At 69.6% G+C, this 15003-nt stretch carries 18 protein-coding genes; 5 read left to right on the top strand and 13 right to left on the bottom strand.

Going from position 1 to position 15003, the window contains the following annotated elements:
* The 4 genes from GXW78_RS08665 to GXW78_RS08650 all read right to left on the bottom strand — a co-directional run.
* Positions 1-379, bottom strand: a 379-nt coding sequence (locus GXW78_RS08665) for an outer membrane beta-barrel protein (RefSeq protein ID WP_211867909.1), incomplete at its 3' end; no start/stop codon positions are given.
* 180 nt (positions 380-559) lie between these two features.
* Positions 560-1684, bottom strand: coding sequence for a 5-(carboxyamino)imidazole ribonucleotide synthase (locus tag GXW78_RS08660; protein WP_211867907.1), 1125 nt, complete (start codon positions 1682-1684; stop codon positions 560-562).
* A complete protein-coding gene (gene purE, locus GXW78_RS08655; RefSeq protein WP_211867905.1) occupies positions 1681-2175 on the bottom strand; it encodes a 5-(carboxyamino)imidazole ribonucleotide mutase in 495 nt (164 codons plus the stop codon). The genes GXW78_RS08660 and purE overlap by 4 nt, the downstream gene beginning before the upstream one ends.
* 165 nt (positions 2176-2340) lie before the next feature.
* Positions 2341-2541, bottom strand: coding sequence for a YdcH family protein (locus tag GXW78_RS08650; protein WP_211867903.1), 201 nt, complete (start codon positions 2539-2541; stop codon positions 2341-2343).
* 192 nt (positions 2542-2733) lie between these two features.
* Between GXW78_RS08650 and GXW78_RS08645 the strand changes: the two genes are divergently transcribed.
* Positions 2734-2904 carry a YdcH family protein gene (locus tag GXW78_RS08645; RefSeq protein WP_408904171.1) on the top strand — a complete coding sequence of 57 codons (171 nt, stop codon included), beginning with the start codon at positions 2734-2736 and terminating at the stop codon, positions 2902-2904.
* 63 nt (positions 2905-2967) lie between these two features.
* On the opposite strand, the gene GXW78_RS08640 is transcribed toward GXW78_RS08645, so the two are convergent.
* A complete protein-coding gene (locus GXW78_RS08640) occupies positions 2968-3522 on the bottom strand; it encodes a DUF1013 domain-containing protein (protein WP_211867900.1) in 555 nt (184 codons plus the stop codon).
* 117 nt (positions 3523-3639) lie between these two features.
* On the opposite strand from GXW78_RS08640, the gene GXW78_RS08635 reads away from it, so the two are divergent.
* Together GXW78_RS08635 and GXW78_RS08630 are read left to right on the top strand one after the other, a co-directional pair.
* Positions 3640-3834, top strand: coding sequence for a DUF1192 family protein (locus tag GXW78_RS08635; protein ID WP_211867899.1), 195 nt, complete (start codon positions 3640-3642; stop codon positions 3832-3834).
* A 170-nt stretch (positions 3835-4004) separates the two neighbouring features.
* The gene (locus tag GXW78_RS08630; RefSeq protein ID WP_211867898.1) at positions 4005-5507 is read left to right on the top strand and encodes a protein adenylyltransferase SelO; all 1503 of its coding nucleotides are present in this window, start codon (positions 4005-4007) and stop codon (positions 5505-5507) included.
* A 122-nt stretch (positions 5508-5629) separates the two neighbouring features.
* On the opposite strand, the gene GXW78_RS08625 is transcribed toward GXW78_RS08630, so the two are convergent.
* From GXW78_RS08625 to rpmE, 3 genes are all read right to left on the bottom strand, one after another.
* On the bottom strand, positions 5630-6082 hold the full coding sequence (locus GXW78_RS08625) for an Hsp20 family protein (protein WP_338147708.1): 453 nt from the start codon (positions 6080-6082) through the stop codon (positions 5630-5632).
* A 162-nt stretch (positions 6083-6244) separates the two neighbouring features.
* Entirely contained in the window at positions 6245-7051 is an 807-nt protein-coding gene (locus GXW78_RS08620) for a class I SAM-dependent methyltransferase (protein ID WP_211867896.1), read from the bottom strand.
* Between the two features lie 7 nt (positions 7052-7058).
* Entirely contained in the window at positions 7059-7289 is a 231-nt protein-coding gene (rpmE, locus tag GXW78_RS08615; protein WP_211867895.1) for a 50S ribosomal protein L31, read from the bottom strand.
* Between the two features lie 339 nt (positions 7290-7628).
* On the opposite strand from rpmE, the gene GXW78_RS08610 reads away from it, so the two are divergent.
* The gene (locus GXW78_RS08610; protein WP_211867893.1) at positions 7629-9101 is read left to right on the top strand and encodes a hypothetical protein; all 1473 of its coding nucleotides are present in this window, start codon (positions 7629-7631) and stop codon (positions 9099-9101) included.
* A gap of 275 nt (positions 9102-9376) precedes the next feature.
* On the opposite strand, the gene GXW78_RS08605 is transcribed toward GXW78_RS08610, so the two are convergent.
* Genes GXW78_RS08605 through GXW78_RS08585 form a run of 5 tightly spaced genes read right to left on the bottom strand, consistent with a single transcriptional unit; the run spans position 9377 to position 13962 of the window.
* A complete protein-coding gene (locus tag GXW78_RS08605) occupies positions 9377-10033 on the bottom strand; it encodes an ABC transporter ATP-binding protein (RefSeq protein ID WP_211867891.1) in 657 nt (218 codons plus the stop codon).
* On the bottom strand, positions 10026-10781 hold the full coding sequence (locus GXW78_RS08600; protein WP_211867889.1) for an ABC transporter ATP-binding protein: 756 nt from the start codon (positions 10779-10781) through the stop codon (positions 10026-10028). The genes GXW78_RS08605 and GXW78_RS08600 overlap by 8 nt, the downstream gene beginning before the upstream one ends.
* A complete protein-coding gene (locus GXW78_RS08595; RefSeq protein ID WP_211867887.1) occupies positions 10778-11713 on the bottom strand; it encodes a branched-chain amino acid ABC transporter permease in 936 nt (311 codons plus the stop codon). The genes GXW78_RS08600 and GXW78_RS08595 overlap by 4 nt, the downstream gene beginning before the upstream one ends.
* Positions 11710-12645 (bottom strand): branched-chain amino acid ABC transporter permease, encoded by a 936-nt coding sequence (locus tag GXW78_RS08590; protein WP_211867885.1) that lies wholly within the window; start codon positions 12643-12645, stop codon positions 11710-11712. Before GXW78_RS08590 ends, GXW78_RS08595 begins: the two co-directional genes overlap by 4 nt.
* 9 nt (positions 12646-12654) lie before the next feature.
* Complete coding sequence (locus tag GXW78_RS08585) at positions 12655-13962, bottom strand: ABC transporter substrate-binding protein (protein WP_211867883.1); 1308 nt, start codon at positions 13960-13962, stop codon at positions 12655-12657.
* Positions 13963-14122: 160 nt separating this feature from the next.
* Between GXW78_RS08585 and pdxY the strand changes: the two genes are divergently transcribed.
* Positions 14123-14971 (top strand): pyridoxal kinase PdxY, encoded by an 849-nt coding sequence (gene pdxY, locus GXW78_RS08580; protein ID WP_211867881.1) that lies wholly within the window; start codon positions 14123-14125, stop codon positions 14969-14971.
* Positions 14972-15003 lie beyond the last annotated feature (32 nt).

Below are 15003 nucleotides of genomic sequence, written 5' to 3'. Positions count from 1 at the left end.
CATAGGGAACCACCGGGCCGAGCACGAAGTCATACAGCACGTTGGCCATCAGGCCGTAGCTGCGGACGGTGCCGGTCGTGCGGGGAACGTTGCCGCCCGGCGTGCTGATGCCGTCGACGTCGTTCTGGCGGTAGCTGCCCTCGAGCTCGAGGCGCAGGCCGTTGCCGAAGCCGTAGCCGACGGACAGCGTGCCGATGTAGCCCCACTCGAACGAGGCCGAGATGCCGCGGTTGGAGTCCGAGTCGTCGAGGAAGTTGGTACCGGCGCCGGCGCCGATGTAGATGCCGGTCGTCCGCGGGTCCCAGCTCTGCGCATTCGCGGTCGCGGCCATCGGCAGCGACAGCAGCGTCGCGGCGAGAAGCGCCTTCTTCAGGCTCATCGGTATTCTCCTGCTCCAGGCCCCTATGGGCCGTCAGATCCGTTCGAAGCCCCGGCGCCCGCGGCGCCAGTCGGCTCGACACGCACACTTTGTATCATTCTCACGCGACCGCGCCAGGGCTCGCCCCACGGTTGACCAGTGAGTGTTGCATCGACGCCACGGGTCCCGGTGGCAAATCGGTCACAAGCCGGAGAGAGCCTGTTCGTCGGTGAGTCCCTCAAGGCTGCCGCGCGGCAGGAGGCGGTTGGCGTGGCCCATTTTGCGGCCCGCCCGGGCCTCCGCCTTGCCGTACAGGTGCGGCACGACGCCCGGCTCCCGCAGCAGGCGCGGCCAGGCGTCGAGTCCCTCGGGCCCGATCAGGTTGCGCATCACCGCATCGTGGTGGCGTTCCGGTGCCGCGAGCGGCAGCCCGGCCACGGCGCGGACATGCTGCTCGAATTGCGATGCCGCGCAGGCATCCATCGTCCAATGCCCGGAATTGTGCGGCCGCGGGGCGATCTCGTTGCCGAGCAGGCTGCCGTCCGGCAACACGAACAGCTCGAGCGCAACGAGGCCGATCAGTTCGAGCCCGGCGGCCACCGCTGCGACATGCGCGCGCGCCGCCTCCGACACCGCCGGGGGCAGGCGGGCGGGTGCGAAGGACAGGTCGAGGATGTGGTGGGCGTGGCGGTTCTCGGCCGGGTCGAATACCGCGATCGCGCCATCAGCCCCGCGCGCGGCGATCGCCGAGACTTCGGCCGTGAAGGGTACGAAGGCCTCGAGGATCAGCGGCCGCGGCGCGAGCCGCGCGAAGGCCGGCGCGAGGTCGGCCTGATTCCGCAGCACCGCCTGGCCACGACCGTCATAGCCGAGCCGCGTCGTCTTCAGCACGGCAGGCAGTCCGATCTCCGCGACGGCGGCGGCGAGGTTGGCCTCGCTTTCCACCAGCCGCCAGGGCGCGACAGGTACGCCGATGCGGTCGAGGAAGGCCTTCTCCGCCGCGCGGTCCTGGCAGGTGGCGAGTGCGGCGAGGCCCGGCCGGCACGGCACGAGGCCGGCGAGCGCCTCCAGCGCCGCGGCGGGAACATTCTCGAACTCGAAGGTCACCACGGCGACGGAGGCGGCGAAGCGGGCGAGGGCGTCGCGGTCCTCATAGGCCGCGACGGTGCGGTGCGCGGAGACCTGCATGCCCGGGGAATCGGGGTCCGGCGCGAAAACATGGCAGGCATAGCCGAGCCGTGCGGCCGCCAGCGCCGACATGCGGCCGAGCTGGCCGCCACCGAGGATGCCGATGACCGACCCGGGGGGAAGCGGAAAGCCGGTCATGCCGGCGCGTCCGGCACGGCGTCGGTCTGCGCGGCGCGCCAAGCATCGAGGCGGGTGGCCAGCGCCGGATCGGCGGTGGCGAGGATGGCGGCCGCGAGCAGCCCTGCATTGACCGCGCCGGCCCGTCCGATCGCCAGTGTGCCGACCGGAATGCCGGCCGGCATCTGGACGATGGACAGCAGGCTGTCCATGCCCTTGAGCGCATGGCTTTCGACCGGCACGCCAAGCACCGGCAGGCTGGTCATAGAGGCCGCCATGCCCGGCAGATGGGCGGCCCCGCCGGCGCCGGCGACGATCACCTTAAGGCCGCGCTCGGCCGCGCCCTTGGCATAGGACACCAGGCGGTCCGGGGTGCGATGGGCCGAGACGACGCGCGTCTCATGCGGCACGCCCAGCGCGTCGAGCGTCTCGGCGGCATGGCGCATCGTCTCCCAGTCGGAACGGCTTCCCATGATGATGCCGACCAGCGGCGCCAGACCCGTCTCACTCATCTTCAATTCACCGTCAGCCATAGAGAGAACCCGGTCGAGGACCGCAGCCTCGGTCCGGGAGCGCGCAGCGCGACCGCGCAGAAACCGTCAACGGCTGCCAATACGGCAGTGCATGGCGCGAAGCCAAGGCCGGGGGAGGCGGGCCGCCCGGCGTCTGGGGGCGAACTAAGCTATAATATCGGGGACAAGCCGGCCTTCGACCCAGGCAATCTCGTCCTTCAGCTTCAGCTTGCGCTTCTTCAGCCGCTGCAGCTGAAGCTGGTCCACCGGCGAGGAATCGAGCCTTGCGATGACGGTATCGAGGTCGCGATGCTCACTGCGCAGCTCGTGCAGGCGACGCAGCATGGCGTCACGGTCGGCGATCATGGCCGGCGGCCCCGGAACGAAGTTGAAGGTGCAATACCCGTGTCATCGCCCTTATCATGATCAGGCCGGGGCGCGACAGGCCATTCCGGTCCCCAGCGCATCCGGCCGGAAGGGGGGCTGCATCAGCCCGCCCCGGTGTCGGGCCGGCCGGCCCGGCACCCGTCAGCAACGGAGGATGCGCAGCGCATGCCCATGGACGCCCGGATCGCCTCTCTCGAGGAACGCCACGCGGCCCTCGATCGCCGGATCACGGATGAGGATCGCCGCCCGAAACCGGACGACACGGAACTGGTCCGGCTGAAGCTGGAAAAACTCAGGCTCAAGGATGAGATGGAGCGGCTGCGGTCAAGCAGGCCGCACTGAGCCGGAAGTCTGGAAATGCGCCGTCAGGCGCATTTCCAGCACCGCTCTGCGCCGTCGTCGAGCTCAGGCCGCATCCTCGGCCGGAGGCGGCGGCGTCAGGCTGCCACCCGCCGCGTGGATCGCGGCATTCAGGTCACCCTGGCTGCACAGGCCCAGAATCACCGGATCACGCGGCTTGATGTTGGGGCTGTTCCAGTGGGTCTTGTCGCGAACCTTGGCGATGGTGTCCTTCGTCGTGCCCAGCAGCTTCGCGACCACCGCATCCGGCAGCATCGGGTAGTTGCGCAGCAGGAAGGCGATGCCGTCAGGCCGGTCGTTGCGCTTCGACACCGGGGTGTAGCGCCCGCCCTTCGCGCGCTGCTTCGGCAGCACGATGCTGCTTTCCTGCAGGTGCAGCCGGGCGTTGGTGTCGCCCTCGCAGCGGAGGATCTCATCGCGCGTCAACTGGCCGGAGGCGATGGGGTCGAAGCCGACGATGCCCTGCGCCACTTCGCCATCCGCGATGGCCTGGATCTCCAGCGGGTGCATGCCGACGAAATCGGCGATCTGATCGAAGGAAAGCGACGTCTTGTCGATCAGCCACACGGCAGTGGCCTTCGGCATCAGCGGCTGGGGCATGGGCAGACCTCAGGGTGGTCGGGGAGGGGCGGCAGGAGCGAACCCCCGCGACAGACTTGCGCCCCGTATAATGAGGCGAGATGACAGGGTCAAAGCCTTGATGAGAAAGGAGGCACCATGCCCTTGACGGATGATGATTCCGAACCGCGCCGCCGCCAGGTGCTGGAGAAGCCGCGGTTCGATGGCTGGGATGTGTCGCAGCTACAGGACTACATCGCCGAGCTGAAGGCCGAGATCGCGCGCGCCGAGGCCGCCATCGGGGCGCGGCAAGGCCATCGCGCGGCGGCGGAGGCGTTCTTTCGCAAGGGTTAGTGTGCGCGGGCGGAGAGGGGCTTTGCTCCTCTCCTGTCCTCACCCCACCGAAGGGCCTTAGGAAACCTCGGTCTGGTGGCCGCCGTGGCGGGCGGGAACGCTGCAGAAGGCCGGGCTTGCGCACATGAAGGGGTTGTCCGCGGCATTCGGGTACCGATCTGCGAAGAACCATGTCGGACATTGCCCTCGCTGATTCCGCGCCGCTGCCGGAGACCGGCAGCCGCCCAGCCTTCGATAATTCCTACGCCCGCCTGCCGGAACGGCTGTTCGCGCGCCTGCCGCCGACGCCGGTCAGCGCGCCCCGGTTGCTGCGGCTCAACGCCGCGCTGGCCGGATCACTCGGCCTCGATGCCGCCTGGCTCGCTTCACCGGCTGGCGTGGCTATGTTGGCGGGCAACCACGTGCCCGCCGGTGCCGAGCCGATCGCCCAGGCCTATGCCGGCCACCAGTTCGGGCATTTCGTGCCGAGCCTCGGCGACGGTCGCGCCATCCTGCTCGGCGAGGTGGTCACGCCTGCGGGCGAGCGCCGCGACATCCAGCTCAAAGGGTCCGGTCCGACGCCGTTCTCCCGACGCGGCGACGGGCGCGCCGCGATTGGGCCCGTGCTGCGCGAATACATCATCGGGGAGGCTATGGCCGCGCTCGGCATCCCGACGACGCGGGCGCTGGCGGCCGTGGCGACCGGTGACGACGTCTTTCGCGAGGACGTACTGCCGGGCGCCGTGCTGACCCGCGTGGCGGCGAGCCATCTGCGCGTCGGCACCTTCCAGTATTTCGCCGCGCGGCGGGATACGGATGCGCTGCGCGTGCTGGCCGACTACGCCATTGCCCGCCATTACCCGGCGGCGGCCGAGGCGGCGAGCCCCGCGCTTGCGTTGCTCGAGAACGTGGCGCTGCGGCAGGCTGACCTCGTCGCGCAATGGATGCTCGTCGGCTTCATCCATGGCGTGATGAACACCGACAATTGCGCCATCTCGGGCGAGACGATCGACTACGGGCCCTGCGCCTTCATGGAGGCCTACAATCCGGAGACGGTGTTCTCCTCGATCGACCAGCAGGGTCGCTATGCGTACGGCAACCAGCCCGGCATCGCGCATTGGAACCTGGCGCGGCTGGCGGAATGCCTGCTGCCGCTGATCGATGCGGATGAGGCGGCGGCGGTGGAGAAGGCGCAGTCGGCGCTTGCGGCCTATGCGCCGCGCTTCGGCGCCGGCTGGCGCGACGGCCTGCTGCGCAAGATCGGGCTGACCGCGGCGCGCGACGGCGATGACGAGCTGCTGCAGGACATGCTGGTGCGGCTCTCGGCGAACCAGGTGGATTTCACCCTGTTCTTCCGGCGCTTGGCCGATGCGGCCGATGGTGACATGGCGGCGCGCGCGCTGTTCGCGGACCCCGCCGCCTTTGACGGCTGGGCCGACGCCTGGCGGGCCCGGCTGGCGCAGGAGCCGCCGGGACGCGCGGCGGCGATGCGGGCAATCAACCCGCTGTACATCCCGCGAAACCATCTGGTGGAGGAGGCGCTGGCCGCCGCGGCGTCCCGTGACGACCTCGCCCCGTTCGAGGCGCTGCTGGCCGCGCTGTCTTGCCCCTTCGAGGAGCAGCCCGGCCGCGAGCGCTACGCGATGCCGGCGCAGCCCGACGAGCGCGTGACCGCGACGTTCTGCGGCACCTGAATCGAAAGGCCCACCGGGGGACGTGACCTCCCCGGTGGGCCCGACCGCCGCGCCGGGCGCGACAGTCCAACAGACAAAAAACGGAGGGGGCTCGGGGGAGGTGTTCCTCCCCCGACCTTTCCTCAGGCGGCTTCCGCCTCAAGCACCTTCTGCGTGCCCTGCACCGGGATCCGGCGCGGCTTCAGCGTCTCGGGCACCACCTGCTTCAGCGCGACGTGCAGCAGGCCGTTCGCGAGGTCCGCACCTTCGACCACGATGTGGTCGGCGAGGACGAAGCGGCGCTCGAAGGCGCGGCCGGCGATGCCGCGATGGAGGTACTTGCGGCCGTCTTCCGGCTGGGCCTGCGGCTTGCCGGCGACGGTCAGCGTGTTCTCCTGCGCGGTGATCTCGAGCTCGGCTTCGGAGAAGCCGGCGACGGCCATGGTCAGCACGTAGCTGTCATCGCCCGTCTTCTCGATGTTGTACGGGGGGTAGCCGGTCGCGTCCGACACGTTGCGCGCATTGTCCATCAGACGCGCGAGACGGTCGAAGCCGATGGCCGAACGAAAGAGGGGGGAGAAATCGATCGCGTTCACGAGGAACCTCCTGCTTGAGCAAGGTCCGTTGCGGGGCGGATCCGGTCTCATCGGGCCCCCGATCGGGCGACCCTGCCGTTCCGCGCCGGCGGCCCCTGGGGCACCGCCGACCGCACAGAGTTGGGAAACGGCCGCGGGTCGTTCAAGCCCCCGACGCGTGCGTCACTTCCGGGCGAGGAGGATGAGGAAGAGGGGCGCGATGCGGGTGTCGGCGACGGTCGGAACGCGCGCGGCCGTCTCGGGGTCAGCGACGGGTTCCTCGGCTGCTGCAAGGCGCAGGCCGGTGCCGGCCACGGCGTTGAGCCACCAGGCGAGGCTGCGGTCGAAGCGCGGCACCTGGAAGGGCGGGTAGGCGTCGCGCAGCGCGGCCGGGGCACCGGAGAAGCGCCAGCGCTCGATGGCGCCGTCGGGCAGGGAGGCCTCGCGCAGCTCGATGGCGTAGGCGTGGCCGGTCTCGTCGCGCAGCACGCGGCGGCCGGCGCCGGTGAAGCTCGGGTGCAGGATGGAGAATTGCAGGAAGCCGCCGGGGCGCAGGATGCGCGCGGCTTCGGCAAGCGCCTGCTCGGGCCGGGGCACGTCCATCAGGCACATGAAGGAGGTGGCGAAGTCGAAGCAGCCATCGGGGAAGGGCAGGGACAGGGCGCTGCCCCGCACGAAGCGAATGCCGCGCGGGTCGGCGGCCTCGGTCGCCGCGGCGGCGGCGAGGAAGGAGGGCGCGACGTCGAGCGCCATCAGCCGTGCGCCAAGGGCCGCGACGGCACGGGTGTTGGTCCCCTCGCCGCAGCCGATATCGAGCCCGCGCAGCCCGGCTACCGGCGGTAGAAGACGCAGGAAGGCCGGTGTGTTGAGGTGGTCGCGATAGATGTCGCCGCCGGCGCGGGACAGTGCGGTCCAGGCGACCGCGTTCGCCTCCCAGAGGCGGGCCACCTGGGCGGGGTCGGTCGCGACCGCCTCGCCGCCCAGGGGCATGGCCTGATCAGGCCCTCTTGCGCACGCCGATGCCGGCGAACTTCTTGTTGAACTTCGCGATCTGGCCGCCCGTGTCGATCACGCGCTGCTGGCCGGTCCAGGCCGGGTGGGACTTCGGATCGATGTCCAGGCGCAGCGTATCGCCGGCCTTGCCCATGCAGGACCGCGTCTTGAACTCGGTCCCGTCGGTCATGATGACGGTGATCTCGTGATAGTCGGGATGGATATCGGACTTCATCGGGCGACACTCATGCAGAAGGGCCCGACGATGCCGACCGGCGGGCAGGGAATTGCGGCGTATAGGGGAGGCCAGGGGCAGGCGCAACCGCCACACGGTTTTCCTTGCATGGCCGGCATGACAGGCCCAGGGTCCGCGCCGGGAACCCGTCGCGGTGGGAACCCGCCGGGACGGCGCCCCCTTAGCAAGGGAGAGCGTCCGATGTTCCATAGAATGGGACCGCGTTTCGCCTTGGCCGTCGGGCTTGCGTGCGTGCCGGGCGCCACCGCCTGGGCGCAAGCAGCCCCTGCCGATCCTGCGCATCGCTCGCATCAGGTCCTTGGCACCGTCAATTTCCCCGTGACCTGTACGCCGGCGGCGCAGGCGGATTTTAACCAGGCGATGCTGCTCCAGCATTCCTTCTGGTACGAGCCGGCCGGCCAGGCCTTCCGCCAGGTGCGCCAGACCGACCCCGACTGCGTCATGTCCTATTGGGGCGAAACCTTGGCCCTTTTGCTGAATCCCTTCGGCGTCACGACCGCCGCCAATCTGCGCGCCGGCCGCGCCCTGCTGGCGGAGGCGCAGCGCCAGGGCGCGCGCAGCGAGCGCGAGGCCGGCCTCATCGCTGCTCTGGGAGAGCTCTACGGCAATGAGGACCCGGCCCAGCACCGCGCCCGCATGGAGCGCTATGAACAGGCGATGGCGCAGTTGCATGAGCGCTTCCCGGACGATTCCGAGATTGCGATCCAGTATGCCCTTTCCCTGGTGATGGTCGCGCCGCCGACCGACAAGACTTACGCCCGCCAGATCCGCGCCGCCGATATCCTCGAGCGCGAAGCGGTACGCCAGCCGCAGCATCCGGGCGTCGTGCACTACCTGATCCACACCTACGATACCCCCGCGCTGGCCAATCGCGGCGTGCCTGCGGCGGAACGCTATGCCGTCATCGCGGCGGATGCACCGCATGCGCTGCACATGCCGTCCCACATCTTCACCCGCGTCGGGCGCTGGGAGGATTCGATCGACACCAACCGCCGCTCAGCCGAGACGGCACGCGCGCGGGAAGCCGTGTTCGATGAGATCCATGCGTTTGACTACATGGTCTACGGCTATCTCCAGACCGGGCAACTCGATGCGGCGCGCGCGGTACTCGACGGCCTTACCCGCTTCGACAACTGGACGCCGCCGGCGCCGATCTTCGCCTGGGGGCTGAGCGCGATGCGGGCGCGCTGGCCCCTGGAACGAAGCGCCTGGGAGGAAGCCGCCGCGCTCGACACCAGGCTCCGCAACGCGCCCGTCGTGGATGCCAACACCCACTTCACCCGCGCGATCGGAGCGGCGCGGTCGGGCCGGCCGGATGACGCGGCCACGGATATCGATGCGCTCCGCACCGCCGTTGCCGCGCTGCAGGGGCGTGACGCCTATTGGCAGGAGCAGGTCGACATCCTGCGCCTGGCCGCCGAAGCCTGGGTCGCCTTCGCGCGCGGGGAACAGGAGAACGGCCTCGTCCTGCTGCGCCAGGCGACCGAGCGCGAAGCCCGCACCGACAAGCATCCGGTGACGCCGGGGCCGCTGATGCCAGCCCGGGAGCAACTCGGCGAGATGCTGGCGCTGATGGGCCGCCATGCGGAGGCGCAGCGCGAGTTCGAGGCAGTGCAGGAGATCGAGCCGCGCCGCTACCGCGCCGTGGCGGGCGCCGCCCAGGCGGCGGAGCAGGCCGGCGATCGCGCGGCGGCGCGCCGGCACTACGAGGCGCTGCTGGTCATCGCGGCGCAGGCGGACACCGCACGGCCGGAGCTGGTGGCAGCGCGGGCGTTCGTGACGGCGAACTGAGGCAGTTCCCACGGACGGCGTTGGAGGGGCTTTGCCCCTCCAAGCCACCCCAGCAAAGGCCGAAAGGCCTTTGCAAACCTCGACCTGGCGCTGTGCGCCACGGCCAGGAATGGTGCAGGGACTCGCTCTTGCGCACGAGAACGCATCTGAAGAAGGCCGCGAGCCTACCATGCCCAGCACCAACAGATTGCGGTCCAGGGGGTCCAACCCCCTGGCGGGGTGGTTCGGAGGGGCAGCGCCCCTCCGATCTCCAGCGACGGCCCTTCGGCCCCGGCTTAGCTCGCGCCGATCTCCCCCCGCTCGATCACATAGGTCTGCTCGACCAGCGGACGGAGCAGTTCGGGGTTGCTCTCGGTGATCAGGATGGCGACGTCGGGCAGGGCTGCCCGCAGGCGCTTCAGCGCTTCCGCGTAGCGTAGCGCCAGGGCGGGGGCGAGGCCCTGGAAGGGCTCGTCAAGCAGCACGGCGCGGGTGCCCACCATCAGTGCGCGGCCGAGCGCCACCATCTTGCCCTGGCCGCCCGAGAGGCCGGCGGCCTTGCGTGGTGCGAGATCCTTCAGCTCCGGCAACAGGGCATAGACGCGCTCGATCCGCCGGTTGATCTCCGATGGATCGAGCCGCAGCACCTGGGCCGGCAGCAGCATGTTGTCCTCGACGGTGAAGGAGCCGAAGAGGCGCCGGTCCTCGGGCGCATAGCCGATGCCGTGGCGGGTCCGGTGATGAGACGGAAGGCGGGTTTCGTCCTCGCCATGGATCATCACGCGGCCGCTGCCGGCCGTCACGAGGCCCATCAGCGTGCGCAGCGTGGTCGTCTTGCCGGCGCCGTTGCGCCCGATGAGCGCGACGCGGCCGCCGGCGGGGACAGTCAGGGACACGTTGCGCAGGACCGGCACGCCGGCGATGGCCACGGAGACGCCGTTGAGCTCAAGCATGGCGTTCGATCCCGATCACGTCGCGCTGCACGGCGGGGTCGGACAGCACCTGCTGCGGCGGCCCGAGCGCGGCGATGCGGCCCTGGGACCACACGGCGACGCGGTCGGCGAAGCGTTCGACCACGTCCATGTCGTGCTCGACGAAGACGGCCGTGACCTGGGCATCTCGCAGCACGCGGGCGAGCGTCTCGACGACCCCCATCTTCTCTGACGCCGCGACGCCGGATGTCGGCTCATCCATCAAAAGCAGCCGCGGCTTCAGTGCGACGGCCATGGCGATGTCCGCGAGTTTCCGCGCCCCCTCGTTCAGCGCATCGGCGCGGGCATGGGCGATCGCGGAAAGGCCGAAGCGGTCGAGCAGGTCGCGCGCCTCGTCCCGGTAGCCGGGGCGCAGCAGGGGCGTGAGCGGGGACCAGATGCCGTCGCGCGACGCGACGGCCAGCGCGATGTTCTGCTCGACCGTGTGCTCGGCGAATAGCTGCGGCAGCTGGAAGGATCGCGCGATGCCGCGCTTCACGATGGCCCGTGGCGACAGGCCGGTGATGCGGCTTCCCTCATAGGTGATCTCGCCGGCATTGGGGCGGAGATAGCCGGTGGACATGTTGATGAAGGTGGTCTTGCCGGCGCCGTTCGGGCCGATGATGGCGAGGAACTCGCCCTTCATCACGCCGAGGTCGATGCCGTCCGCCGCCTTCACGCCGCCGAAGGCGAGGCGCAGGCCCGTCGCCTGGAGGAGCACGTCGCTCATTGTGCGCGCCCCTTCATCACCCGTGCCGCCATGCCCCACAGCCCGCCGGGTGCGAACAGGATGACCAGCAGCAGCACGGCGCCGAGGATCATCTGCCAGGCATCGGCGAAGGAAGCGGCGGCGTAGATGCGGACGAGTTCGTAGGCGGCGGCGCCCAGGAACGGCCCGAGCACGCCGCCCGCGCCGCCGAGGATGGCGATGAAGACGAGCTCACCGGATGAGGTCCAGTAGGACAGCAGCGGCGTGACGTGGCGGGATGTCATGGCGATGATCGCGCCGCCGATGCCGCCCAGCATGGCCGACATGACATAGGCGGCGAGCAGCACGCCGCGGGCCGGCACGCCCATGAACTCCAGCCGCGTCTCGCGCGTCTTGATGCCGGCCAGCGCCTCGCCCATCGGGGAGGAGAGGTACAGCCGGATCAGGAAGCCGAGAACGAAGGCGAGGCCCATGGCGATGCCGAAGATCCACCATTCATAGGCGACGCGGTCGAGCGTCTGGCCGGCGATCGGCATGATCTCGACACGGATGCCGTCGCTGCCCTTGGTGTAGTGGTAGAGCTTCTCGAGCAGCGAATAGAACACCATCGACATCGCGAGATTCAGCATGCCGAAGAAGATCTGCCGGTAGCGCGTGACGAACAGGCCGATGACGAGACCGAGCAGCCCCGCGCCGACAGCGGCCAGCAGCAGCAGCACGACGGCATCGCCGTAGCGCGGCGCCAGGAACGCGACCGTATAGGCGCCGAAGGCGATGTAGAGCGCATGCCCGAAGGAGACCTGCCCCGCGCGTAGCAGCAGCAGGATGCCTATCACCGCGATGCCCTTGGCGAGTGCGATAGTCAGCACGAAGCGCAGCCAGGGGGCGGTAACCGCGGCGGTGATCATTGCCGCAGCGAGCAGCAGCGCCAGGAAAGGTTCGATCTTCCTCATACGCGCCGCGTCTCGATCACGCCGAACAGGCCCTGCGGCCGGACCAGCAGCACCAGCACCATGATGATGTAGGGCACGACCACTTCCAGCTCCGGCTCGAAATAAACGGCGATGGACCGGCCCAGGCCCATCATCAGGGAGGTCAGCGCCGCGCCCTCGATCTGGCCGAGGCCGGCGGTGGCGACGACCGCGAAGGACAGCACGATGGTCTGCGCACCGATGCCCGGCACGAGCGCGGCGGTCGGCGAGGACAGCGCGCCGCCGAGCGCGGCGAGCATCGCGCCGAAGGTGAAGGTCAGCAGGAAGACCTTCGCGGCGTCGATGCCCATGGCCGTCGCGGCTTCGCGGTCCGTGGTGACGGCCACGATGACGCGGCCGGTCAGCGTGCGGCGCAGGAACCAGGCGAGGCCGACCAGCGTGACGATGGCGATGCCCGGCAGCACGAACAGCTGGTAGTTGGTGAAGGGGATGAAGTCGGCGCCGAACGGCACGTCGATCGTGCCGAGCCAGCGCATCGCCGTGTCATGGTGGATCGGCTGCACGCCCCACAGCAGCTTCTGGACATCCTCCAGGATCATGAACAGGGCAAAGGTGACGAGGAGCTGCACCACCTCCTCCTGCGCATAGATCCGGCGCAGCAGCAGCCGTTCGATGATCGGGCCAAGGATGGCGCCGACCAGCGCCGCGGAGAGAATCAACGTCGGTATCGAGGCCCAGTCCGGCAGGCCGCGGCCGGACAGGAAGATGCCGATGGATGCGGCGCTATACGCGCCGATGGCATAGAGCGAGCCATGCGCGACATTGATGATGCGCAGCACGCCGAAGACGAGGTTGAGCCCCACCGCGACGAGGAAGATCAACCCCGCCGAGGAGAGCCCGTCCAGCAGGGCCAGGCCGAGCAGAAGGCCATTGTCCTGGAACCACTCGGCCATGGCGCCGCCTCAGCCGATGCGCGCGCCGGCGGAGGCGATGAAGTCCGGCTTCAGCGTCTTCAGCCAATCGGTCGACTTCTGGCCGACCGGGGCGGAGACCTGCTCGCCGGGGAACTGGATCATGTCCTTCGGGACGGCGAAGGGGAACCGGTCGTTGAAGGAGGACAGGCCGACGATCTGGTCCTCCAGGCCCTGGCCGTCCTCACGCAGCGTGATGGTCGAGGTGGGCGTGGGGAAGGACAGGCCGCGGAAGGCGTTGGCCATCTCCAAATCCGACGGCCAGCCGCCGCCCTTGGCCGCAACGGCCTTCTCGACGCCCGCCTTCAGCGCCCACATGGCCTGCGCCATGTGGTGCACCGGATAGATCGGCCATTCGTTGAAGCGCTGGCGGTAGGAATTGACCAGCCCGTTGAACAGCGCGGGGTTCGCGGGCGAGGGGTGGTTGTTCCAGTGGTCGCCGCGCGTGCCGATGATGTGGCCCTCGGGCATCGACCGGCCGAGCGTCGGCATGGATGCCTCGGCCACCGGCAGCACCATCAGGGAGCGTTCATGCAGCCGCCGTTCCGCCGCCTGCCGGATGAAGGTGACGAGCTCCCCGCCCCAGGAGGTGGAGAGGATCACATCCGGCCGCAGCGCCAGCAGGCGCGTGATCTCGGTCGAGAAGTCGGTTGAGCCGAAGCGGGGGAACATCTCGGCCACCACGCGCACGCCCGGCTTCATTGCGTCCATGCCGGTCTTCCACAGCTCCCATGAATCGCGGCCCCAGGCGTAGTCCTGGTTGATCACCGCGATGGTGCGGAAGTCGGGCTTGTGCTTCAGCAGGTACAGCAGCGGGGCGAGCACTTCCGGCGTGCCGTAGCCCTGGGTGCGGAAGGCGTATTGCCAGCGATTCTCCTCGAAGATGCGCTGGGTGCCGCAATCCCACAAGATGGTCAGCTTCTGGAGTTCCGCCGAAAGCGGCGTGCAGGCGAGGCAGGAGCCGGACGAGATCGACTGGAACATCGCGTGCACGCCTTCCGACTGCACGAGGCGGCGGAACTCGCCGACCAGATGGTCGGTGCCCGGGGCTTCGTCCACGAAGCTCGCGCGGATCGGCACGCCGGCGATGCCGCCCGAGGCGTTGATCTGGTCGACCAGCATCTCGCAGGCCTTGCGCGATGGCACGCCGAACACCGAAGCCGGGCCGGAGAGGAAGGTCGTTACGCCGATCTTGAACTCGGCCGGCTTCTGCGCGGGTTGGGCGGACAGGGTGGATGGCAGCAGGACTGCGCCGAAGCCCGCAGCAAGGGCGTCACGGCGCGAGAAGGGCGCGGTCATCTGGTTTCCTCCCTCGAGGGTCGCTCCCGGTTGATCCGGTGAATCGGAGGCAGAATGACCGGGCCGGGCGCCGCTGTGAAGCGGCTTGCGTGGGGCGGGTGATTCCACCGCGCACCGAACTGCTCTAGCGTCCGCGGCCCTTCTTGCTGCGGATGAGCGGATGACCTCGATCCTGTCGATCCAGTCCTGGGTCGCCTATGGCCATGTCGGCAATGCCAGCGCGATCTTCCCGCTCCAGCGGCTGGGGGCGGAGGTATGGGGCGTCCACACCGTCCAGTTCTCGAATCACACGGGCTATGGCGCCTGGCGCGGGCAGGTCTTCGGGGAGGAACTGATCGGCGACCTCGTGACCGGCATCGAGGAGCGCGGGGCGCTGCCGCGCTGTGACGCCGTCTTGTCGGGCTACATGGGCTCCGCGGGGATCGGGCAGGCGATCCTGTCGGCCGCGTCGCGCGTGAAGGCCGCGAACCCGGCGGCGCTGTGGTGCTGCGACCCGGTGATCGGCGATGTCGGGCGCGGCGTGTTCGTCCGCCCCGGCATCCCGGAATTCATGCGCGACGCGGCCGTGCCCGCCGCCGATATCCTCACGCCCAACCAGTTCGAGCTGGAATGGCTGACCGGCGCGAAGGTGACGACGCTGGACGGTGCGAAGCGGGCCGTCGCTGCCCTGCAGTCTAGGGGACCGCGCTGCGTGTTAGTGACGTCGCTGCATCTGGAAGACACGCCGGAGGGCGAGATCGGCATGCTGGCCGCCGAGGCGGGGCAGTTCTGGCGTGTCTCGACCCCGATGCTGCCGCTGTCGGTGAACGGGGCAGGGGATGCGATCGCCGCGCTGTTCCTGTTCCACCGGCTGCGCGGTGGCGCCGATGCCGCGCTGTCGGCCGCGGCATCGTCGATCTTCGGCCTTCTGCGCCGGACGGCGGAAGCCGGGTCGCGGGAGATCCTGACGGTTGCGGCGCAGGAGGAATTCGTCGCGCCGTCGCGGGTGTTCCGGGCGCAGCCCTGCTGAGTCGCGAAGCCTGCGGACGTCCTTCGGCAGCG

It is taken from the genome of Neoroseomonas terrae, assembly GCF_018129025.1.
Taxonomy (GTDB): domain Bacteria; phylum Pseudomonadota; class Alphaproteobacteria; order Acetobacterales; family Acetobacteraceae; genus Neoroseomonas; species Neoroseomonas terrae.
This window is presented reverse-complemented; position numbering and strand designations above follow the sequence as displayed.

What these genes read in the sequence shown, in the direction of transcription:
- GXW78_RS08660 (WP_211867907.1), bottom strand. Translation starts at nt 1,684, where the DNA reads ATGACCGGCTTTCCGCTTCCCCCCGGGTCGGTCATCGGCATCCTCGGT.
- purE (WP_211867905.1), bottom strand. Translation starts at nt 2,175, where the DNA reads ATGAGTGAGACGGGTCTGGCGCCGCTGGTCGGCATCATCATGGGAAGC.
- GXW78_RS08650 (WP_211867903.1), bottom strand. Translation starts at nt 2,541, where the DNA reads ATGATCGCCGACCGTGACGCCATGCTGCGTCGCCTGCACGAGCTGCGC.
- GXW78_RS08645 (WP_408904171.1), top strand. Translation starts at nt 2,734, where the DNA reads ATGGACGCCCGGATCGCCTCTCTCGAGGAACGCCACGCGGCCCTCGAT.
- GXW78_RS08640 (WP_211867900.1), bottom strand. Translation starts at nt 3,522, where the DNA reads ATGCCCCAGCCGCTGATGCCGAAGGCCACTGCCGTGTGGCTGATCGAC.
- GXW78_RS08635 (WP_211867899.1), top strand. Translation starts at nt 3,640, where the DNA reads ATGCCCTTGACGGATGATGATTCCGAACCGCGCCGCCGCCAGGTGCTG.
- GXW78_RS08630 (WP_211867898.1), top strand. Translation starts at nt 4,005, where the DNA reads ATGTCGGACATTGCCCTCGCTGATTCCGCGCCGCTGCCGGAGACCGGC.
- GXW78_RS08620 (WP_211867896.1), bottom strand. Translation starts at nt 7,051, where the DNA reads ATGCCCCTGGGCGGCGAGGCGGTCGCGACCGACCCCGCCCAGGTGGCC.
- rpmE (WP_211867895.1), bottom strand. Translation starts at nt 7,289, where the DNA reads ATGAAGTCCGATATCCATCCCGACTATCACGAGATCACCGTCATCATG.
- GXW78_RS08605 (WP_211867891.1), bottom strand. Translation starts at nt 10,033, where the DNA reads ATGCTTGAGCTCAACGGCGTCTCCGTGGCCATCGCCGGCGTGCCGGTC.
- GXW78_RS08600 (WP_211867889.1), bottom strand. Translation starts at nt 10,781, where the DNA reads ATGAGCGACGTGCTCCTCCAGGCGACGGGCCTGCGCCTCGCCTTCGGC.
- GXW78_RS08595 (WP_211867887.1), bottom strand. Translation starts at nt 11,713, where the DNA reads ATGAGGAAGATCGAACCTTTCCTGGCGCTGCTGCTCGCTGCGGCAATG.
- GXW78_RS08590 (WP_211867885.1), bottom strand. Translation starts at nt 12,645, where the DNA reads ATGGCCGAGTGGTTCCAGGACAATGGCCTTCTGCTCGGCCTGGCCCTG.
- GXW78_RS08585 (WP_211867883.1), bottom strand. Translation starts at nt 13,962, where the DNA reads ATGACCGCGCCCTTCTCGCGCCGTGACGCCCTTGCTGCGGGCTTCGGC.
- pdxY (WP_211867881.1), top strand. Translation starts at nt 14,123, where the DNA reads ATGACCTCGATCCTGTCGATCCAGTCCTGGGTCGCCTATGGCCATGTC.